Raw genomic sequence first — 20,224 nt, 5'->3', positions numbered from 1 at the left:
CGATATGGCGATGACAAGGTGGACTCTGCGGGAGGCTCTTCAGGCGTGATGGTCAGTGGTATCGGCGCGACGTGGCGAGGGCAAGGCAATGCCGGCCTCTTCACAGCTTGCGGCCGGTTGCGGAAGGGAGGCGCGGCTCCGAGGCGAGCATGCCGTAGAGCAGGTGGTCGGCCCAGACCCCGTTTATCCTGAGATAGCCGCGGGCCTCGCCTTCGCGGGTGAAGCCGACACGCTCCAGCAGCCGGCGCGACGGCTCGTTGTTCGGCAGGCAGGCCGCTTCGACCCGGTGCAAAGCCAGCTCGGAAAAGGCGAAGTCGAGCGCGCCGCGCACGGCTTCGGTCATATGGCCCTTGCCCGCATGGCGCTGGCCCATCCAGTAGCCGAGCGTGCAGGCCTGCGCGACGCCGCGCCGGACCAGGCCGATCGTCAGCCCGCCCAGCAGGGTTTCCGAATGAGAATCGAGGATGAACAGCGAATAGGCTTCGTCGGACGCGATTTCGCGGGCGGCGCGCTTGACGCGCAGGCGGAAGGACGTCCGGGTCAGGTCGTCCTCGTTCCAGACCGGCTCCCACGGCGTCAGGAAGTCGCGGCTCTCCATCCGCAGGCTCGCCCAGGCCGAGTAATCGCCGGCGAGGGGAGCGCGCATGATCAGGTTCTGGGTCCTGATCAGCGGCCGTGCCGGCGGGTCGGTGGCGAAGCGGAAGAGCGCCATTTCGTCAGGCGGCCCGCGCCAGCATGGCCCGCAGGGCGGCCACCGGGGCGAGGTGGTCGAGCGGACCGACGGCGGCGACGGTGACCACGCCGTCGAGCAGGGCCTGACCGGCCGCGCGCACATCGGCAAGGCTGACCGCGTCGAGCCGGCGCGCCAGCTCCTCGCGTGGGATTGCCCGGCCGAAGACGAGCACCTGCCGCGCCATCTGCTCGAGCTTGCCGCCGGGACTCTCCAGAGAGGCCAGGAGGCCGACCTTCATCTGTGCCCGCGCCCGGGCGACCTCGACCTCGCTGACGTCGCGGGCTGCCTGGCTCAGGCAGTCAAGCGCGACCTCGACCAGCTCGCCGACATCGTCGGGCGCCGTGCCGGCGCTGATGCCGAAGACGCCGCAATCCGAGAAGGGCCAGTGGAAGGCATCGATCGCATAGGCGAGGCCACGGCGCTCGCGCACCTCCTGGAACAGCCGCGAGGACAGCCCTCCGCCGAGCACCGCCGAGAAGATCTGCAACGGGTAATGCGCGCCATTTGTGAATGGCTTGCCGGGGAAACCGAGGACGATATGGACCTGCTCCTCGTCGCCGTCGATGCGGGCTTCGCCGCCGTGATAGCTCGCCTGCGCGCGCGGGCTGGGTGCTGCTGCGGGCTTCGGCTGCAGGGCGGCGAGCGAGGCTTCGGCCAGCGCGACAAGCTCGTCGTGATCGACGGCGCCGGCTGCCGCCAGCACCATGTTGCCGGCATGGTAATGACGGCCGAGATAGGCGCGGATCGCGTCGGGCGTGAAGCTGTTGACCGTCTCCGCCGTGCCGAGGATTGGCCGGCCGAGCGGCTGCTCCGGGAAGGCCGCCTGCAGGAAGCGGTCATAGACGAGGTCGTCCGGCGTATCCTGGACGGCGCCGATCTCCTGCAGGATCACGCCCTTCTCGCGCGCCAGCTCCTCCTCGCTGAGGGCAGGGGCGGTCAGGATGTCGGCGAGGATGTCGACCGCCAGCGGCAGATCCTGGCCGAGCACGCGGGCGGTGTAGCAGGTATATTCGACCGATGTCGCGGCATTGAGGTCGCCGCCGACGCTCTCGATCTCCTCGGCGATCTGCAAGGCCGAGCGCCGGGCCGTGCCCTTGAACGCCATGTGCTCGAGCAGATGGGCGAGGCCGTGTTCATGCGGCAGCTCATCGCGCGCGCCGGCGCCGATCCAGATGCCGAGCGAGACGGTCGAGGCATGGGCCATGCGCTCGGAGACGATGCGCAGGCCGGACGGCAGCGTTGTCAGGCTGACGGCTGGATCGTGGCCGGCTGCCTCGCCCTGTTTCACGGTCTTCGGCTTGTCCGTCTTCGCCTTCAACGTTTTGATCGCCTTCATGCTGCGGCGCTCCGCACGGCGCGGGCCCGCTCGGCGACGAAGCGCTCGAGCTTGCTTTGGTCGTTCGGCAGCACGCTGAAACGCTCCTTGCGCTCCATCAGGTCGGCAAGATGCTCAGGGAGAGCGGGCGTGACGCCGCTCGCTGCCGCGACCGCCGCCGGGAACTTGGCGGGGTGGGCGGTGCCGAGCGCCACCACCGGCGTCGTCGGGTCGCGCGCGAGCAGCTTGCGTGCGGCGGCGACGCCGATCGCGCTGTGCGGGTCGAGCAGATAGCCGGCCTCTCGCCAGGTCGTGCCGATCTCGTTGGCGATCGAAGCTTCGTCCTGCGACACGGCGTCGAAATCGGCGCGGATGCGGGCGAGCGGCTCGGGCGCGATCTCGAAGCGGCCGGATTGCTGCAGCGACTGCATCAGCCGGCGCACCGCCGTGCCGTCGCGGTCATGCGCCTCGAACAGCAGCCGCTCGAAGTTCGAGGAAATCTGGATATCCATCGAGGGCGAGGTCGTCGCTGCGACCCCGCGCATCTCGTAGACGCCGGTCTCAAGCGTCCGCGCCAGGATGTCGTTGCTGTTGGTGCCGATCATCAGCCGGCCGACCGGCAGCCCCATCTGCTTGGCGATCCAGCCGGCGAGGATGTCGCCGAAATTGCCGCTCGGCACTGCGAAGGAGACCGGGCGATGAGGCGAGCCGAGCGCGCTCGCAGCGGTGAAATAGTAGACGACCTGCGCCGCGATCCGCGCCCAGTTGATCGAGTTGACGCCGGAGAGCCGGATCTCGTCGCGGAAGGCGTGATGATTGAACAGCGCCTTCACCAGGTTCTGGCAGTCGTCGAAGGTGCCCTCGATCGCGATGGCGTGGACATTGTCGGCTTCGACGGTGGTCATCTGCCGGCGCTGCACGTCGGAGACGCGGCCTTCCGGATAGAGGATGAAGACGTCGACCCGTTCCAGCCCCTTGAAGGCGTCGATCGCGGCGCTGCCGGTGTCGCCCGAGGTCGCGCCGACGATGGTGGCGCGCTCGCCGCGCTGCGCCAGCACATGGTCCATCAGCCGCCCGAGCAGCTGCATTGCGACGTCCTTGAAGGCGAGCGTCGGGCCGTGGAAGAGCTCGAGCGAGAACAGGTTGTCGCCGAGCTGGACGAGCGGACAGACCGCCGGATGGCGGAAGGTGGCGTAGGCCTCGCCGATCATCGCTTTCAGCGCGCCGGCATCAATGTCGCCATCGGCGAGCGCGCCGATGACGCGCTCCGCCACCTGGGCATAGGGCCTGCCGGCGAAACCCGCGATCTCCTGGGTGCTCAGGCGCGGCAATGTCTGCGGCAGATAGAGGCCGCCGTCACGGGCAAGTCCGGCGAGCAGCGCGTCGGCGAAAGAGAGCGACGGCGCTTCGCCACGGGTCGAAATATGCAGCACGATGATGGTCTCTGATGTCGTGCTGATCCTATAGGCCGGTTGGCCGGGGAGGGCAAAAGCAAAGGCTGATTAGGCGCTCTGCGTCGGCCTCCGCGCCTGCCAGGCATAGGTGCCGAACACACCGATCAGCGTCGCCGCTAGCCCGAACCAGGTCAGCGCATATTGCAAATGGTTGTCCGGGATGCGGGCGATCAGTTCCTTGACGTCGACGCCGGCCGGCGGGGTCAGCCCGTCGCCCTGGCGCTCGGCTTCGAGATAGAACGGCGCCGCTGCGGGCAGGCCGAGCGCTGCGGCGATGCCGGCGGGATCGCGCGTGTAGAACTCGCGCTGCTGCGGCAGGTCGGCCGGGGTAAAGCTGTTGCGGGTTTCCGGGGCGCGCAGATAGCCGGTGATGGTCGCGGCGCCGGTTGCCGGAGCGATCGTCGCAAAGCGGCTTTCCGGCACGAAGCCGCGGTTGATCAGGATCGTCGCGCCGTCTTCCAGCCGAAAACCCTGGAAGACCCAGCGGCCGAAGCCGGAGAGCTGGCGCGAGCCTGGCGGGCCGGCGGCGATGGTGGTGCGCACGCCCGCGATCGGGCCGTCGACGAAGACCCCCTTTGCTTCGGCGCGGGTCAGGTCGAGCTTGACCGGATCGAGCGTAGCCCAGGTCGTCGAAGCCGGCAGGGCCGCCGGCGCAGCGGTTGCTTGCGTCCGCAACTTGTCGAGAAAAAAGCCCTTCTCGGCCCAGCGTTGCATTTGCCAGACGCCAAGTGTGAGCAGAACGATGACGCCCGCGAGCATCATGATGCCCGGCAAAAGCAGCTTGGGTTGGACGGGGAGGGAAGCCTGTTCGCTCACTTCTTCAGCCTGCCTTCTTCGGCCTTGTTGGCGTATTGCAAGGCGACTGCCAGGCCTTTCATCGGCCGCAGCAATCCGAGGCAGGTGACCAGCGCCAGCGGCAGCCAGAGCAGAAGGTGCAGCCAGATCGGCGGGGCGTAGGCGATCTCGACATAAAGCGCGAGGCCGAGCACGAAGAAGCCGGCGATCAGCATGATGAACACGGCCGGCCCGTCGGCCGAATCGGCGAAGGCGAAGTCCAGTCCGCAGGCGGCGCAGCGCGGCTTCAGCTTGAGGTAGCCGTCGAACAGCTTGCCCTCGCCGCAGCGCGGGCAGCGGCCGGCCAGACCCGTCGAGAACGGGGAGGGCGGGGTGATCTGCGGCTGCGCCATCGCTGCCTCCTCAAATGGAAAGGGCGGCCTCGCGGCCGCCCCATTTTCAGGTTCGCGGCCGCTTCCGGCCTGGACCTCAGTGTGCGGCGGGTGTGCCGGAGCCCCAGACATAGATCGAGGCGAACAGGAACAGCCAGACCACGTCGACGAAGTGCCAGTACCAGGCGGCGAACTCGAAGCCGAGATGCTGGTCCGGCTTGAAATGGCCGAGATAGACGCGCCACAGGCAGATCGCCAGGAAGATCGTGCCGATGATGACGTGGAAACCGTGGAAGCCGGTCGCCATGAAGAAGGTCGCGCCGTAGATGTTGCCCTTGAAGGCGAAGGCGGCGTGCGCGTACTCGTAGCCCTGGCAGGCGGTGAACAGGATGCCGAGGATCACGGTCAGCCACAGGGCCTGCTTCAGGCTCTTCCGGTCGCCCTGAATCAAGGCGTAGTGCGCCCAGGTCACGGTCGTGCCGGAGGTCAGCAGGATCAGGGTGTTGAGCAGCGGCAGGTGCCAGGGGTCGAAGGTCTCGATGCCCTTGGGCGGCCAATGCCCGCCGGTGAACTCGGCGCGGGCGAACTGGATGTGCTCGCCGGTGAACAGGCTCGCGTCGAAATAGGCCCAGAACCAGGCGACGAAGAACATCACCTCGGAGGCGATGAACATCATCATGCCGTAGCGGTGATGCAACTGCACCACGCGGGTGTGATGGCCCTCGCGCTCGGCCTCGCGGGTCACGTCCATCCACCAGGCGAGCATGGTGTAGAGCACGCCGAGCAGGCCGACGCCGAATACCAGCGGGCCGATATTCATGCCGAGCAGCGGCAGCGACTTCATCCACATCACAGCGCCGATGGCCATGATGGTCGCGCTGGCGGCGCCGACGATCGGCCACGGGCTCGGATCGACGAGGTGGTAGTCGTGGTTCTTGGTGTGAGCCCCGGCCATCGTGCTTAACTCTCCGCGTCCGTAGAAGTGCAGCGCTTCTTGCGCAGCTTTATAGTTTCGGTTGGTTGCCGTCACCCTTGCTTTCCGCCACCGGCTGCCCGTTCTTCGACGGGAAGTAGGTGTAGGACAGGGTGATCGATTTCAGGCTGGCGAGCTCGCGGTTCAACTCGATCTCGGGATCGATGTAGAACACCACCGGCGCTTCCAGGGTCTCGCCCGGCTGCAGCGTCGTCTCGGTGAAGCAGAAGCACTGGATCTTGACGAAATAGGCGCCCGACTGGTTCGGCTGGACATTGTAGGTCGCGATCCCGGTCATCGGCCGCGAGGACGTGTTGGTGATCTTGTAGAACACCGTCTGCGTCACGCCGACCTGCGCCCTGATCTCCGTCTTCTCCGCCTCGAAGCGCCAGCCCAAAGCGGGCGCGACATTGGCGTCGAAGGCGACCGAGACGATCCGCTCGCTGGTCTTGCCGGTGGCGGCGGTGCCGACCATCGGCGTGCCAGCAAAACCGGTGACCTTGCAGAACAGATTGTAGAGCGGCACCGCGGCGAAGGAGAGCCCGGTCATGGCGAGCACGGCGGCGCTGCAGGCGAGGACAGTGCGGCGATTTCTGGAGGCGGCCGTCATCGCGTCACAGCGGGCGGTTGAGGATCGCCGGCCCGGTCTTGGCCAGCGTCACGATGAAGAAGAACAGCACGAGACCGCCGAGCACGAGCGCGAGCGCGATCGAGCGGCGATTGCGCCTGGCCATGTCCTCCGGCGAGAAGGGGGCCGGCGGCTGCTTCTTGTCCTGTGGGCCCTCGCTCATCCCAGCACCTTGGGCAGCGCCCACATCAGGCCGAGGCCGTTCTCGGCAAGCAGCACGGCGAAGAGCAGGAAGAGATAGAGGATCGAGAAGCCGAACAGGGCATAGGCCGCCTTGTTGGCGGCTTCGCCCTGCGTGACCCGCAGCACCCGCAGCGACAGCCCGATCATGGCGAGCCCGGTCACCACCGAGACGATAAGATAGATCAGCCCGCCGAAGCCCATCAGCGCCGGCAGCACTGCGACCGGGGCCAGCACCAGCGTATAGGCGACGATCTGGCGACGCGTGGCAGCGGGGCCGGCAACGTTCGGCAGCATCGGGATGCCGGCGCGGGCATAGTCGTCGGACTTCACCAGGGCCAGCGCCCAGAAATGCGGCGGCGTCCACAGGAAGATGATCGCGAACAGCACGATCGAGGTCATGCCGAAATCGCCGGTGACCACCGCCTCGCCGATCATCGGCGGGAAGGCGCCGGCGGCGCCGCCGATGACGATGTTCTGCGGCGTCGCCCGCTTCAGCCACATCGAATAGATGACGGCGTAGAAGAAGATCGTGAAGGCCAGCATCGCCGCCGAGAGCAGGTTGGCGACGAGGCCGAGGACCAGCACCGAGCCGACGGAGAGCGTCAGCCCGAAGGCGAGCGCCTCGGACGGCAGAATGCGCCCGGCTGGGATCGGTCGGCCGGCGGTGCGCGCCATCACCGCGTCGATGTCGGCATCCCACCACATGTTGAGGCAGCCCGAGGCGCCGGCGCCGACCGCGATCGCCAGCAGGGCGGCAAAGCCGATCACCGGGTTGACCGTGCCCGGCGCCGCGACCATGCCGCCGAGCGCCGTCACCACGACGAGGAACATCACCCGCGGCTTGAGCAGTTCGAAGAAGTCGCGCGCCTCGCCGGTGGAACTCAGCGAGACTCCGTCGTCAGCCTGGGGGATCTGATCGAAGGCAGCAGACATCGAAATTCGTTCACTTCAACTTTCGTGATGCCCGAGGGCATCGTTTGCGGGATCCGCCCGTCTCCGGAGCGCCTCGGATCAGGCGCTCGGGGGAGGGGCGGCGGCGGGCGCGGGGCCCGCCGCCGATTTGTTCAGTGGTCCGAGCCGGTGATGCGCGGCAGCGTCTCGAACTGGTGGAACGGCGGCGGCGAGGACAGGGTCCACTCCAGCGTGGTCGCGCCTTCGCCCCACGGATTGTTGCCGGCGAGCTCCTTCTTCGTGAAGGCGACGACGATGCCGTAGAACCAGATCAGGAGGCCGGCCGCGAAGATGTAGGAGCCGATCGACGACCAGAAATGCCAGCCGGCGAACGCATCCGGATAGTCGACATAGTGCCGCGGCATGCCGGACAGCCCGAGGAAGTGCTGCGGGAAGAACAGCAGGTTCGCACCAATGAAGGCGACCCAGAAGTGCAGGCTGCCGATCCAGTCCGGGATGATGTAGCCGCTCATCTTCGGGAACCAGTAGTAGAAGCCCGCGAAGATGCCGAACACCGCGCCGAGCGACAGCACGTAGTGGAAATGCGCCACCACGTAGTAGGTCGCGTGCAGCGAGCGGTCGAGGCCGGCATTGGCCAGCACCACGCCGGTGACGCCGCCGACGGTGAACAGGAAGATGAAACCGACCGCCCAGAGCATCGGCGCGGTGAAGCGGAGCGAGCCGCCCCACATCGTCGCGATCCAGGAGAAGATCTTCACGCCTGTCGGTACCGCGATCACCATCGTCGCGAAGACGAAGTAGCGCTGCGTGTTGAGCGACAGGCCGACCGTGTACATGTGGTGGGCCCAGACGATGAAGCCGACCACGCCGATCGCGACCATGGCGTAGGCCATGCCGAGATAGCCGAAGATCGGCTTCTTCGAGAAGGTCGAGATGATGTGGCTGACGATGCCGAAGGCCGGCAGGATCATGATGTAGACTTCGGGGTGACCGAAGAACCAGAACAGGTGCTGGTAGAGCACTGGATCGCCGCCGCCGGCCGGGTCATAGAAGGTCGTGCCGAAATTGCGGTCGGTCAGCAGCATGGTGATCGCGCCGGCGAGGACCGGCAGCGCCAGCAGCAGCAGGAAGGCGGTGACCAGCACGCCCCAGGCGAACAGCGGCATCTTGTGCATGGTCATGCCAGGCGCGCGCATGTTCAGGATCGTGGTGATGAAGTTGATCGCGCCCAGGATCGAGGCTGCACCGGCAAGGTGCAGCGACAGGATGCCGAAATCGACCGACGGGCCGGGGTGGCCTGTCGACGAGAACGGCGGATAGACCGTCCAGCCGGTGCCGACGCCCTTGGCGCCGGGGGCGCCCTCGACGAACATCGAGATCAGCAGCAGGATTAGCGCCGCGACCGTCAGCCAGAACGAGATGTTGTTCATGCGCGGGAAGGCCATGTCCGGCGCGCCGATCATCAGCGGCACGAACCAGTTGCCGAAGCCGCCGATCACCGCAGGCATGACCATGAAGAAGATCATGATCAGGCCGTGGCCGGTGACGAAGACGTTGTAGCTCTGGCCGTTGGCGAAGATCTGCAGGCCCGGCTGCTGCAACTCGATGCGCATCATGATCGACAGGAAGCCGCCGATCAGGCCCGCAATGATCGAGAAGATCAGATAGAGCGTGCCGATGTCCTTGTGATTGGTCGAGAGCAGCCAGCGCCGCCAACCCGTGGGGGTGTGGTGCTCGTGGGCGTGATCGCCGTCATGCCCGTGGGCGTGGGGAGCCGCGGTAGCCATGAAATTCGTCTCCTCCTGCGAATACGGTTCGCGTGAGTTCTTTCAAGAGTGTCGGGTTCAGCGGGTCGCTTCGGCGACCTTGCTGGCGGCGTCGGCCGCATTGGCGAATTTCTGCTTCGCTTCCGCGAGCCAGGCCGTGTAGCGCTCCTGGCTGACGACGCGGATGGCGATCGGCATGAAGGCGTGGTTCTGGCCGCAGATGAAGGAGCACTGACCGTAGAAGATACCTTCGCGGTCGGCCTTGAACCAGGTTTCGTTCAGGCGGCCGGGGATGGCGTCGATCTTCAGGCCGAAGGCCGGCAGTGCGAACTTGTGGATGACGTCGGCGCCGGTGACCTGCACGCGCACGATCTTGCCGACCGGAATGACCGCCTCGTTGTCGACGGCGAGCAGGCGCGGCGCCTCGGATTCGGCGATCTTCTTGGACTGGATCGCCTCGGCGCGCTGCTTCTCGTCGAGCATCAGCGAATCGAAGCCGAAGCTGCCGCCTTCCTGCGGGTACTCATAGGACCAGTACCACTGCTTGCCGGTGACCTTCACGGTCATGTCGGCTTGCGGAATCTCCAGCTGCAGCTTGAGCAGGCGGAAGGAGGGGATGGCGATCACGACCAGGATCAGGACGGGGATGATCGTCCAGGCCACTTCGAGCAGCGCATGGTGCGTCGTCTTCGAGGGAACCGGGTTCGCCTTCTCGTTGAAGCGCCAGGCGACATAGATCAGCAGCCCGAGCACGAACAGCGTGATGATGAAGATGAGTACGTTCACCGAGTCGTGGAACCAGTGAATGAACGTCATCACTTCGGAATTGGCCGGCTGGAGATTCAGCTCCCAGGGCTGCGGCATGCCGTTCTGGGCCGATGCGACGGCCGGCGAAAACGCTATCAGAGCTGCAGCGAGGGCAGCCAGCGCGTTCCTGAGAGGAGTGGTCACAAATCGCATCGGTCCGACATAGCTCCTTTGATGCCGCGCGATCTGTCTCGGTCAGCTTCAAGACAGGCGCGCCGGGACGGCCACGTCTGGCCACCCCGGTTCTTCGGCATTGCGATAAATCAAAGATCACGCTTGCGCCAGTGGGGCAATGACAGGCTGTGACACAGCCCGTGCGGCATAAGTACGCGACACGCGCATGGGCGCCAGGCGGCCGATCGACGCCGCCTGCATCGAGTCCACCGTGTGGACGCTCGTGATGCTTCGCCTTGACAGGAGTCGGGACGCATGGTCGGAACGCATTCTCGCATGGCGGGGGCGCCGTTCGGCATGGGTATGCGTGTATTTCCATGCCGGTAAGGAGAGGATGACAGGGATGCGCTCATTGATCGGTCCCGTGGCCGCGGCGCTCGCCGTCCTTGGCTGCGGCTGGCTTTCGATTGCGCCGGCCCATGCACAGGGTGCGGTGCGTTCCACCCATGGCGACTGGCAGATGCGCTGCGAGACGCCGCCCGGCGCCAAGGCCGAGCAATGCGCCCTCGTGCAGAACGTCGCCGCCGAGGATCGGCCGAACCTCACTCTGCTGGTGATCGTGCTGAAGACGGCCGACCAGAAGAGCCGTCTGCTGCGCGTGGTTGCGCCGCTCGGCGTGCTGCTGCCCTCCGGCCTCGGCCTCAAGATCGACGACAAGGATATCGGCCGCGCCGGCTTCGTGCGCTGCCTGACCACCGGTTGCGTCGCCGAGGTCGTGATGGACGATACCCTGCTCGGTCAGCTCAAGACTGGTAAGAGCGCCACATTCATCGTGTTTCAGACGCCGGAGGAAGGGGTCGGTATTCCGGTTTCACTCAATGGATTCGGCCCCGGCGTGGAGGCTTTGCCGTGATTGATCGCTTCGCTGGCCGCGTCGGCCGGTTCATTCTGCCCGCTGGCCTGGCGCTCGCGCTCGCCGGCTGTGGTTCCTCCGGCTCGTCGAGCACCGGCGAGCCGAGCAGCGCGCAGAAGCTCGGCAATATTCTCATGTTCCAGTCGACCACGCCGCCGCAGCCCAATCAGCTGCCGACCGACGATGAGGTCAACTTCGCCTGCCCCTCGGTGATCATCGCCGATGGCGGCGCCGCGATCCGCGCCCAGTCGGGGCCGGACAGCGGCAGCCTGCGCAGTCAGGTCTCGATCACCACCACCGCGCGCGAGTGCACCCAGGCCAACAAGGATGGCGGCTTCACCCTCAAGGTCGGCGTCGAGGGGCGTATCCTGATCGGTCCCGCCGGTGGCGCCGGCAGCTATGGCGCGACATTGGTCACCCAGGTGATGCGCAACAACCAGGTCATCGCGCGCCGCAGCGCCCGTGTCGGCGGGGCGATCCCCTCCGGCCAGACCGGCGCCGACTTCTCGCATGTCGAGAGCAACATCGTCGTCCCCGGCGGCTCCGGCGAGATCGAGATCATCGTTGGGTTGAACACCGGCGGTGCCGAGCCGGCGCGGCGTCGGCGCAGGTAGGCAGCACGCTGCCGTGAACTGAGGCAGGGGGCCGATTGACTCGGCTCCTCGCTCGTCTATTGCTGGCTCAGCCGCATCATCCCCGCGGGAGAGACCGGAGCCGGACTTGTCCGGACCCGGCGCCGAAGGCGCAACCGCCCCGGAAACGCTCAGGCAAACGGACCGCGTGGGAGTTGGCGCTCTGGAAAGTGGCGGGCCTTTGAGGCTCGCCCACCGACGGGGGTAACTTGCCCAAGGCTTCGGCCGGGGCGGGGAAATCTCTCAGGTCCCGAGACAGAGGGGGCGCGCTCCGGACGAATCCGTCCGGGGCTCGCGCTCGACTCTGGAAGGGATGCCATGGCTGCCGAAGCCGAGACTGCAAGCACCGAACCACTGCTGAAGACGCCGTTCCATGCCCGCCATGTCGCGGCGGGCGCGCGCATGGTGCCGTTCGCCGGCTACGACATGCCGGTGCAGTACCCCGCCGGCATCATGGCCGAGCACAATTGGACGCGCGAGATGGCCGGCCTGTTCGACGTCTCGCATATGGGCCAGGCCTTCCTCGTCGGCCCCGACCATGAGACCACGGCCCGCGCCCTCGAGGCGCTGATTCCGGCTGATATCGTCAACCTGCCGCCCGGCAAGCAGCGCTATTCGCAGCTGCTGAACGAGGAGGGCGGCATCCTCGACGATCTGATGGTGACGCGCTCCGCCGACTCGGACGAGGACGGCGCGCTGCTGCTCATCGTCAACGCCGCCTGCAAGATCGCCGACTATGCTCATATCGAGGCGCGCCTGCCGGCCAATGTGAAGCTGGTCAAGGCCGAGCATCGCGGCCTGATCGCCCTGCAGGGGCCGAAGGCGGAGGAGGCGCTGGCGGCGCTCAATCCCGAAGCTGCCGAGATGGGTTTCATGACTCTGCGCACGCTCAAGCTCGGCGGGGTCAAGGCCAATGTCAGCCGCTCCGGCTACACCGGCGAGGACGGCTACGAGATCTCCGCCGCGGCCGACCGGATCGGCGAGATCTGGGATGCGCTCCTGCTCGACGCTCGCGTGAAGCCGATCGGCCTCGGCGCTCGCGATTCGCTGCGCCTCGAGGCCGGCCTGTGCCTCTACGGCCATGACATCGACACCACGACCTCGCCGGTCGAGGCAGCGCTCAACTGGTCGATCCAGAAGCGCCGGCGCGAGGAGGGTGGTTTTCCCGGAGCGGCGCGCATCCAGCGCGAATTCGCCGAGAAGCCTGACCGCGTCCGCGTCGGCCTGCTGCCGGAAGGCCGGGCTCCGGCCCGCGAGGGCGCGGATATCGCGACCGCCGACGGCACCATCGTCGGCAAGGTCACCTCGGGCGGCTTCGGCCCGACCCTGAACGGCCCCTGCGCCATGGGCTATGTCGCCAGGGAGCATGCCGCTCCCGGCACGAAGCTCGACCTGATCGTGCGCGGCAAGCCGCTGGCGGCGACCATCGCCGCGATGCCTTTCGTCCCCAACCGCTACAAGCGCTGAGCTTCACCCCTTTTCGCCGGAGGAAACCCATGGCCGAGACCCGCTACACCAAGGACCACGAATATATCCGCATCGAGGGCGATACCGGCACGGTCGGCATCACCGACTATGCCCAGGGCCAGCTTGGCGACGTCGTCTTCGTCGAGCTGCCGTCGATCGGCAAGGCGCTGACCAAGGGCGGTGAGGCCGCCGTGGTCGAGAGCGTCAAGGCTGCGTCGGAGGTCTATGCCCCGGTCTCCGGCGAGGTCGTCGCCGTCAATAGCGAGCTCGAAGCAGCGCCCGGCACGGTCAACGAGGACCCAGCCGGCAAGGGCTGGTTCGTGAAGCTCAAGCTCACGGACGCCGCCGAGCTGGAGGGCCTGCTGAGCGAGGCCGAGTACCAGGATTACGTGAAGACGCTCTGAGCGTCGCCGACACCGTCATTCCCGGCCGGAGCATAATCTCCGGCCGGGAAGGCGCTGGTTGAAGAGACGCCCGGGCCGAGCCCGAGCATGACGCCATTCAAGGAAGCCCCATGCGCTATCTCCCCCTGACCGAGACCGACCGCGAGGACATGCTCGCGCGCATCGGTGTGCCCGATGTCGACGCGCTCTTCTCCGATGTGCCCGCCGGCAAGCTGCTGAAGGAGCCGCTCGACCTGCCGCGCGCCAAGGGCGAGCTCGAGGTCGAGCGCATCCTCGGCAAGCTGTCAGCGAAGAACACGGCGGCGGGCGCAGTGCCGTTCTTCGTCGGGGCAGGGGCCTACAAGCACCATGTCCCGGCGACGGTCGACCATCTGATCCAGCGCTCGGAATTCCTGACCAGCTACACGCCCTACCAGCCAGAGATCGCCCAGGGCACGCTGCAATACCTGTTCGAATTCCAGACCCAGGTTGCGGCGCTCACCGGCATGGAGGTCGCCAACGCCTCGATGTATGACGGCTCGACCGGCACGGCCGAGGCGGTGCTGATGGCGCATCGCGTCACCAGGCGGCGTAAGGCGGTGCTCTCCGGCGGGCTGCACCCGCACTACACTCAGGTCGTCGAGACGTTGTCCGAGATGGCGAATGACGAGGTCGTGGCGTTGAAGCCCGACGTTCGCGCCACCGAAGACATCCTTGCTGCGATCGACGACAGCGTCTCCTGCGTCGTCGTGCAGTCGCCCGACGTCTTCGGCAATCTGCGTGACCTGAAACCGATCGCCGACAAGGCGCACGCCCATGGCGCGCTCCTGATCGCGGTCTTCACCGAGGTCGTCTCGCTCGGCGCCGTGACGCCGCCGGGTGCCCAGGACGCCGACATCGTCGTCGGCGAGGGCCAGTCGATCGGCAATGCCCTGAACTTCGGCGGCCCCTATGTCGGCCTCTTCGCCGCCAAGTCGAAATATATCCGCCAGATGCCGGGCCGGCTCTGCGGCGAGACTGTCGATGCCGATGGCCGCCGCGGCTTCGTGCTGACGCTCTCGACCCGCGAGCAGCATATCCGCCGCGACAAGGCGACTTCGAACATCTGCACCAATTCCGGCCTCTGCGTGCTGGCCTTCACCATCCATATGACGCTGCTCGGCCAGGCCGGGCTGACCCGGCTCGCCGAGGTCAACCACGCCAATGCGGTCAAGCTCGCCGACGCGCTCTCCGGCGTGAAGGGTGTTGAGGTGCTGAACGAGAGCTTCTTCAACGAATTCACCGTGAAGCTCGCCAAACCGGCGGCCGAGGTGGCTGAGGCGCTTGCCGCTAAGGGCATCCTGGCCGGCGTGCCGGCCTCGCGCCTGAAGCCCGGCGCCGGGCTCGACGATCTCCTGATCGTCGCCAATACCGAAGTGAACACGGATGAGGATCGGGCGGCCTTCGTGGCGGCGCTCGCGGAGGTGCTGTGATGCTGAACCGTCAGGGACGTCCCACCCAGGCCGGCGAGGCCGCCGCCGAGGTCCACGAGACCTTCACCGGTAACCGCGCGCTGCAACAGATCGAACCGCTGATCTTCGAGATCGGCCATCACGAGTCGACCGGCGTCGACATCGACAGGCCGGCGCCGTTCAAGAGCCGCCTCGGCAAGCATGCGCGCCAGGGTGAGATCGGCCTGCCCGGCCTCTCCGAGCCCGAGACGATGCGCCACTATGTGCGCCTCAGCCAGAAGAACTACGGCATCGACACCGGGCTCTTCCCGCTCGGCTCCTGCACGATGAAGCACAATGCTCGCCTCAACGAGAAGGTGGCGCGCCTGCCGGGCTTCTCCGACGTGCACCCGCTCCAGCCGGTCTCGACCGTGCCCGGCGCGCTCGACGTCATGCTCGAGCTCGCCCGCTATCTGATGACGCTGACCGGCATGCCGGCGGTGGCGCTGAGCCCCAAGGCCGGTGCCCATGGCGAAGCCTGCGGCATGATGGCGATCAAGGCCGCGATCGCCGCCAAGGGCGAGGGCGCGACCCGCAATGTCGTGCTGGTGCCGGAATCGGCTCATGGCACCAACCCGGCGACCGCGGCGCTGATCGGCTTTTCCGTGAAGTCGGTGCCGGCGCGCTCCGACGGCACGGTCGCGGTCGAGGACGTCAAGGCGCTGCTCGGCCCCGACGTCGCCGCGATCATGCTGACCAACCCCAACACCTGCGGCATCTTCGAACCGCAGATTGTCGAGATCGCCGCGGCAATGCATGAGGCTGGCGCTTATTTCTACTGCGACGGCGCCAACTTCAACGCGATCGTCGGCAAGGCGCGGCCCGGCGATCTTGGCGTCGACGCCATGCACATCAACCTGCACAAGACTTTCTCGACGCCGCATGGCGGCGGCGGCCCGGGCGCTGGCCCGGTCGTGCTATCGGAGCGGCTGGCGCCCTACGCGCCGGTGCCGTTCATCCATGTCGAGGGCGGCAAGTCGCGCCTGGTCGAGCACAAGGCCGATGCGCCCGAGGGCAACGACCCCTTCGGCCGCATGACCGCCTTCCACGGCCAGATGGGCATGTATGTCCGCGCGCTCGCCTATATGCTCAGCCATGGCGCCGACGGCATGAAGCAGGCTTCGGAAGACGCCGTACTCAATGCCAACTACATCCGCGCCGGCCTGTCGGACCTGATGTCCCTGCCCTTCCCGGACCACCCCTCGATGCACGAGGCGCTGTTCGACGATGAGTGGCTCAAGGGTACGGGTGTCTCGACGCTCGACTTCGCCAAGGCGATGATCGACGAGGGCTACCACCCGATGACGGTGTATTTCCCGCTTGTCGTCCACGGCGCCATGCTGATCGAGCCGACCGAGTCGGAATCGAAGGCTTCGCTCGACCTGTTCGTCGCGACGCTCCGCGATCTCGCCATCGCCGCCAAGGGCAACGACAAGAGCCGCTTCACCGCAGCTCCGCATCACGCTCCGATCCGGCGCCTCGACGAGACGAGGGCGGCGCGCCAGCCGGTGCTGAAATGGGAAAAGCCGGCGCCGGTCAAGGAAGCGGCGGAGTAAGGCGGACGTTTCGAGGCGGGTCCGATCAGGTTGATCATCTGATCGGATCAGGCGCTCCTAGATTTCGGCCCAGGGATCGATCACGGTCACGCCGAGCCCGGTGAAATGTCGGACGTTGCGGGTGGCGATGGCAAGGCTGTGCGCCGCCGCGGTCGCTGCGAGAAACCCGTCCATGATGGATATGTTCAGCCCGTTGCGACGAGATTGCGCCATCACGTCGCCCCAGAGCGCGGCGATCGACGTGGTGATGGGCAGGAGCCGGTCGCCGAACCGCTCCGGAAGCTCTGCCGCGACCCACTCGCTCAGGCGGGTGCGTCGGCGACCTTCCGTCATCAACGCCACGCCGCGGTAGAGTTCGGCGATCGTGATGATGCTGAGGAAGAGGCCTTCTTCCGGCGTGTCCCGGAGGAAGCGCTCGACTGCCGCAGACGGTAGGGGCTTCTGTGGTTCGGAGATGACGTTGGTGTCGAGCAGGATTCTCACAATTCGATGTCGCGTGGCTGGTCGGTCAGGCGTCTGAGGTCGAGATCAGCCCCGCGCAACGGCGAGTTCTGCAGGAACTCGAGCAAGGTTCCCTTGGGCGCCATCTTCTTCTCCCATTCTTCCACCGATACCAGCACCGCCGCCGGCTTGCCGTTGCGCGTCACCGTCTGTGGACCTTCGGATTTCGCCTTGTCGATCAGTTCGGAGAAGCGTGCCTTGGCGCTGGCCACGGTCCATGTTTCCCTGGGCAGTGCGGTCATGCTGGCCTCCGCGAGAAATGACTATCATGACCATATAGGTCAGAACTGGCTGCGAGCAAGCGCCCGCTGCCCTTTCGTCACCTGGGCGGCCTGCCTTAAGTCTTCCTTGACCATATGCGAGGGAAGCTTCCGATGGCGTGTATTCTCGCGCCTTGGAAGCTCGCCCATGTATCGCGTTCGCCTTCGCCATGTGCTCGCCGCCACGGTCTCCTTCGTGGCGATGCTCTCGGCTTCCCGTGCCGAGGAGCCGGGCTATGGCCCCAGAACCTATGACCGCACGCTCGAGGCGCTGATCACGCATGAGGACATCGCCGGCCGTGGCGGCTGGCCGAAGGTGCCGGGCGCTGCGGCTGCGCTGAAGCCCGATTCGCAAGGGCCGGACGTCGCGCTGCTGAAGCAGCGCCTGATGCTGAGCGGCGATCTGTCGCCCGACGCCTTGCCGGGCGACATCTACGATGTGACCGTCACCGCCGCGGTGAAGCGCTTCCAGCGCCGCCACGGCCTGTCGGAGCTCGGCACGATCGGCCGCCTGACCTTGAAGTCGCTCAACGTGCCGGTCGAGGTCCGTCTCAACCAGCTCACCGCGACGCTGGAGCGCCTCAAGGGAAACGGCTTCAGCTTCACCGAGCGCTATGTCGTGGTGAACATCCCCGGTGCCAGCGTCGAGGCGGTGGAGAAGGGCGTGGTCCAGCGCCGCCATCTCGCCATTGTCGGCCGGCCGGACCGGGCCTCGCCGGTGCTGCAGGCCAGCATCACCTCGGTCAACCTCAATCCCTATTGGACGGTACCGATGTCGATCGTGAAGGCCGACATCATCCCGCATATGCGCAAGGATTCGGGCTTCATCGCCAAGTCCAACATGAAGTTGCTCGGCGCCGAGAATCGCGAGATCGATCCGGCCAGCGTCAATTGGGCGAGCCTGACCAATCCCTATTTCTATGTCCGGCAGGAGCCGGGGCCAACCAACTCGCTCGGCCAGCTCAAGATCGACATGCCGAACAGCGAGGCGGTCTACATGCACGACACGCCGAAGAAATCGCTGTTCCGCAACGATGTCCGCTTCAACTCCTCGGGCTGCGCCCGCATCGAGGGCGTGCGCGATCTCGCAGCCTGGCTGCTCGAAGGCACCGAGTGGACGCAACCGGCGATCGAGGCCGAGATCGCCAAGGGCGAGCGCAAGAACATCACGCTGAAGAAGGCTGTGCCGGTCGCCTGGGTCTACATGACCGGTTGGCAGGACGCCGAAGGCCTGGTGCAGTTCCGCGACGACATCTACGGGCTCGATACGCCGCAGGGCATCGTCACCTCGACGATTCAGCCGCGTCGGCCGAAGCCCAAGCCGGTGGTCGCGCCGACGGCAGCACCTGCCACGGCGAAGCTGCCTCAGCCTGTCGTCCGACCAGCCCTGCCGAAGTCTGCGGCCGCTCCGGTCCCGATGCCGCTCCCGCCGCCCGGGACGGCTGTCGCCATCCAGTAGGAACGAGGGCCTTAGCCTGGTTCCAGTAGGCCAAACGAAAAACGCCGCGGTCCGAAGACCGCGGCGTTCTTGTTTTCTTGCCTGAGGCTCGGGCAGCTCAGTTGAGCTTGGCGCGAACGTCCTTCAGCCCGGCGGTGACCAGATCGGCGCCGGCCTTGCCGGCGACCTGGCCGCGCAGGATGACCTCGGCGGCGCGCGTCGCGGCCTCGGCAGCGGCGGCGCGAACCTCGGCGGTGGCTTGCGTCTCCGCCTGGGTGATCTTGTCCTCGGCCGACTTGGTGCGACGGGTGACGAACTCCGCAAGCTTCTCTTCGGCGTCCTTGGCGAGGCGCTGGGCCTCGTCCCGGGCGTTGGCGACGATCGCCTCGGCCTCGGCCTCGGCCGCCTTGCGCTTGCTCTCGTACTCGGCAAGCAGCAGCTCGGCCTCGTGGCGCAGGCGCCTGGCTTCCGCGAGCTCGCGGGCGACGAGTTCGCCGCGGCCGTCGAGTGCGCCGATGATCCCCTTGAGAGCGCCCATCTTCACCGCCATGGCGAGGAAGATGACGGTCGAGACCAGGACCCAGAAGGTTGGGTTGCTCAGCATGGCGTTCAGCCTCCCAGCGCGGTCTTGACCGCCTTGGCGGCGTCGGCCGGAGCCGGAGCGGCGCCGGTCAGGCGGTTGACGATGGCGCTGGCCGCGTCGGCGGCGATCGCCCCGACATGGCTCATCGCTTCCGTCTTGGTGGCGACGATCATGGCCTCGGCGTCGGCGAGCTTGGCGGCGAGATCGGCCTCGACCGTCTTGCGCCGCGCGGCGCTGTCGGCGTTGACCTTCTCGCGCGTCTCCTGCGCGATCGCCTGCGACTTGGCGCGGGCTTCGGCAAGGGACTTCTCATAGGCCTGGCCGGCCTCTTCGGCCTTGCCCTTCATCGCGGCCGCCTCGTCGAGATCGTTGCCGATCTTGTTGGCGCGGTCCTCGAGGATGCCGCCGAGACGCGGCACGATGACCTTGGCGGCGAGCCAGTACAGGACGCCGAAGGTGATCGCGAGCCAGAGCAGCTGCGAAGCGAAGGTGTTACCCTGGAAAGGCGGGAAGCTGCCGCCGGGGGCGGGAGCCGCGCCGCCATGGGCGGTCGTTCCGGTGGTCGTGGCTGGCGCTGCCATCACTGAACCTCATCCGGCCGCGCGAGCCCATACGGTTCGCACGGCATATGGGAAGGGAGGCGGGAGCCCGCCGCGTGACGCCTCGAAGGGCGTCGCCTGCGGCAGGCTCGGGTAGCGTTCGCGGATCAGACCGCGAAGAGCAGCAGAAGCGCGATCAGCAGCGAGAAGATGCCGAGCGCTTCGGTCAGCGCGAAGCCGAGCAGCAGGGTGCCGCGCTGGCCGTCGGCCGCCGACGGGTTGCGCAGGGCGCCCGAGAGGAACTGGCCGAACAGGTTGCCGAGACCGATGCCCGCGCCGGCCATGCCGAGGCAAGCGAGACCAGCGCCGATGTACTTGGCTGCGACGGGATCCATGGAAATGCTCCTTAGG

At 66.9% G+C, this 20,224-nt stretch carries 23 protein-coding genes and 1 riboswitch; of the genes, 7 read left to right on the top strand and 16 right to left on the bottom strand.

Annotation, left to right across the window (positions count from 1 at the left end; translation table 11 throughout):
* Nucleotides 1–100 precede the first annotated feature (100 nt).
* From B6S44_RS20350 to coxB, 11 genes are all read right to left on the bottom strand, one after another.
* Nucleotides 101–712, bottom strand: a complete 612-nt coding sequence (locus B6S44_RS20350; protein ID WP_129158673.1) for a GNAT family N-acetyltransferase — start codon at nt 710–712, stop codon at nt 101–103.
* A 4-nt stretch (nt 713–716) separates the two neighbouring features.
* On the bottom strand, nt 717–2,069 hold the full coding sequence (locus B6S44_RS20345) for a M16 family metallopeptidase (RefSeq protein ID WP_129158672.1): 1,353 nt from the start codon (nt 2,067–2,069) through the stop codon (nt 717–719).
* Nucleotides 2,066–3,481 (bottom strand): threonine synthase, encoded by a 1,416-nt coding sequence (gene thrC / locus B6S44_RS20340; protein WP_129158671.1) that lies wholly within the window; start codon nt 3,479–3,481, stop codon nt 2,066–2,068. Before thrC ends, B6S44_RS20345 begins: the two co-directional genes overlap by 4 nt.
* Before the next feature lie 69 nt (nt 3,482–3,550).
* Nucleotides 3,551–4,318: an SURF1 family protein gene (locus tag B6S44_RS20335; RefSeq protein ID WP_129158670.1), complete on the bottom strand. Its 768-nt coding sequence runs from the start codon at nt 4,316–4,318 to the stop codon at nt 3,551–3,553.
* Nucleotides 4,315–4,689, bottom strand: a complete 375-nt coding sequence (locus tag B6S44_RS20330; protein ID WP_129158669.1) for a DUF983 domain-containing protein — start codon at nt 4,687–4,689, stop codon at nt 4,315–4,317. Before B6S44_RS20330 ends, B6S44_RS20335 begins: the two co-directional genes overlap by 4 nt.
* A gap of 76 nt (nt 4,690–4,765) precedes the next feature.
* A complete protein-coding gene (locus tag B6S44_RS20325) occupies nt 4,766–5,623 on the bottom strand; it encodes a cytochrome c oxidase subunit 3 (RefSeq protein WP_126113499.1) in 858 nt (285 codons plus the stop codon).
* 49 nt (nt 5,624–5,672) lie between these two features.
* Entirely contained in the window at nt 5,673–6,251 is a 579-nt protein-coding gene (locus B6S44_RS20320) for a cytochrome c oxidase assembly protein (RefSeq protein ID WP_129158668.1), read from the bottom strand.
* Nucleotides 6,252–6,255: 4 nt separating this feature from the next.
* On the bottom strand, nt 6,256–6,432 hold the full coding sequence (locus tag B6S44_RS29435; RefSeq protein WP_164547522.1) for a hypothetical protein: 177 nt from the start codon (nt 6,430–6,432) through the stop codon (nt 6,256–6,258).
* Nucleotides 6,429–7,385 (bottom strand): heme o synthase, encoded by a 957-nt coding sequence (locus tag B6S44_RS20315; protein WP_129158667.1) that lies wholly within the window; start codon nt 7,383–7,385, stop codon nt 6,429–6,431. The genes B6S44_RS29435 and B6S44_RS20315 overlap by 4 nt, the downstream gene beginning before the upstream one ends.
* A gap of 131 nt (nt 7,386–7,516) precedes the next feature.
* Complete coding sequence (ctaD, locus tag B6S44_RS20310; protein ID WP_129158666.1) at nt 7,517–9,151, bottom strand: cytochrome c oxidase subunit I; 1,635 nt, start codon at nt 9,149–9,151, stop codon at nt 7,517–7,519.
* A gap of 57 nt (nt 9,152–9,208) precedes the next feature.
* On the bottom strand, nt 9,209–10,090 hold the full coding sequence (coxB, locus tag B6S44_RS20305) for a cytochrome c oxidase subunit II (protein ID WP_129158665.1): 882 nt from the start codon (nt 10,088–10,090) through the stop codon (nt 9,209–9,211).
* Nucleotides 10,091–10,445: 355 nt separating this feature from the next.
* On the opposite strand from coxB, the gene B6S44_RS20300 reads away from it, so the two are divergent.
* The 6 genes from B6S44_RS20300 (at nt 10,446) to gcvPB (ending at nt 16,492) form a co-directional block, all read left to right on the top strand.
* Nucleotides 10,446–10,964, top strand: a complete 519-nt coding sequence (locus B6S44_RS20300; protein ID WP_129158884.1) for an invasion associated locus B family protein — start codon at nt 10,446–10,448, stop codon at nt 10,962–10,964.
* Complete coding sequence (locus B6S44_RS20295; RefSeq protein WP_129158664.1) at nt 10,961–11,578, top strand: hypothetical protein; 618 nt, start codon at nt 10,961–10,963, stop codon at nt 11,576–11,578. Before B6S44_RS20300 ends, B6S44_RS20295 begins: the two co-directional genes overlap by 4 nt.
* Nucleotides 11,579–11,653: 75 nt before the next feature.
* Nucleotides 11,654–11,753, top strand: a riboswitch (glycine riboswitch).
* Nucleotides 11,754–11,914: 161 nt separating this feature from the next.
* On the top strand, nt 11,915–13,063 hold the full coding sequence (gene gcvT, locus B6S44_RS20290; protein WP_129158663.1) for a glycine cleavage system aminomethyltransferase GcvT: 1,149 nt from the start codon (nt 11,915–11,917) through the stop codon (nt 13,061–13,063).
* 29 nt (nt 13,064–13,092) lie between these two features.
* Entirely contained in the window at nt 13,093–13,467 is a 375-nt protein-coding gene (gene gcvH, locus B6S44_RS20285) for a glycine cleavage system protein GcvH (RefSeq protein WP_129158662.1), read from the top strand.
* A gap of 110 nt (nt 13,468–13,577) precedes the next feature.
* Complete coding sequence (gcvPA, locus tag B6S44_RS20280; protein WP_129158661.1) at nt 13,578–14,918, top strand: aminomethyl-transferring glycine dehydrogenase subunit GcvPA; 1,341 nt, start codon at nt 13,578–13,580, stop codon at nt 14,916–14,918.
* Complete coding sequence (gcvPB, locus tag B6S44_RS20275; protein WP_129158660.1) at nt 14,918–16,492, top strand: aminomethyl-transferring glycine dehydrogenase subunit GcvPB; 1,575 nt, start codon at nt 14,918–14,920, stop codon at nt 16,490–16,492. Before gcvPA ends, gcvPB begins: the two co-directional genes overlap by 1 nt.
* Before the next feature lie 57 nt (nt 16,493–16,549).
* Here gcvPB and B6S44_RS20270 read toward each other — a convergent pair whose 3' ends face one another.
* Together B6S44_RS20270 and B6S44_RS20265 are read right to left on the bottom strand one after the other, a co-directional pair.
* Nucleotides 16,550–16,975: a type II toxin-antitoxin system VapC family toxin gene (locus B6S44_RS20270; protein ID WP_129158659.1), complete on the bottom strand. Its 426-nt coding sequence runs from the start codon at nt 16,973–16,975 to the stop codon at nt 16,550–16,552.
* Entirely contained in the window at nt 16,972–17,235 is a 264-nt protein-coding gene (locus tag B6S44_RS20265) for a type II toxin-antitoxin system Phd/YefM family antitoxin (protein ID WP_129158658.1), read from the bottom strand. The genes B6S44_RS20270 and B6S44_RS20265 overlap by 4 nt, the downstream gene beginning before the upstream one ends.
* Nucleotides 17,236–17,401: 166 nt before the next feature.
* Between B6S44_RS20265 and B6S44_RS20260 the strand changes: the two genes are divergently transcribed.
* Nucleotides 17,402–18,712, top strand: coding sequence for a L,D-transpeptidase family protein (locus B6S44_RS20260; protein ID WP_164985894.1), 1,311 nt, complete (start codon nt 17,402–17,404; stop codon nt 18,710–18,712).
* 97 nt (nt 18,713–18,809) lie between these two features.
* Here the strand turns inward: B6S44_RS20260 and B6S44_RS20255 are convergent, their stop codons facing one another.
* From B6S44_RS20255 to B6S44_RS20245, 3 genes are all read right to left on the bottom strand, one after another.
* Nucleotides 18,810–19,292, bottom strand: a complete 483-nt coding sequence (locus B6S44_RS20255) for a F0F1 ATP synthase subunit B family protein (RefSeq protein ID WP_129158883.1) — start codon at nt 19,290–19,292, stop codon at nt 18,810–18,812.
* An 8-nt stretch (nt 19,293–19,300) separates the two neighbouring features.
* The gene (locus B6S44_RS20250) at nt 19,301–19,855 is read right to left on the bottom strand and encodes a F0F1 ATP synthase subunit B (protein WP_129158656.1); all 555 of its coding nucleotides are present in this window, start codon (nt 19,853–19,855) and stop codon (nt 19,301–19,303) included.
* A 125-nt stretch (nt 19,856–19,980) separates the two neighbouring features.
* Entirely contained in the window at nt 19,981–20,208 is a 228-nt protein-coding gene (locus B6S44_RS20245; protein ID WP_091831801.1) for a F0F1 ATP synthase subunit C, read from the bottom strand.
* Nucleotides 20,209–20,224: the final 16 nt, after the last annotated feature.

This window comes from Allobosea sp. Tri-44, from assembly GCF_004123845.1.
Lineage (GTDB): Bacteria > Pseudomonadota > Alphaproteobacteria > Rhizobiales > Beijerinckiaceae > Allobosea.
This window is presented reverse-complemented; position numbering and strand designations above follow the sequence as displayed.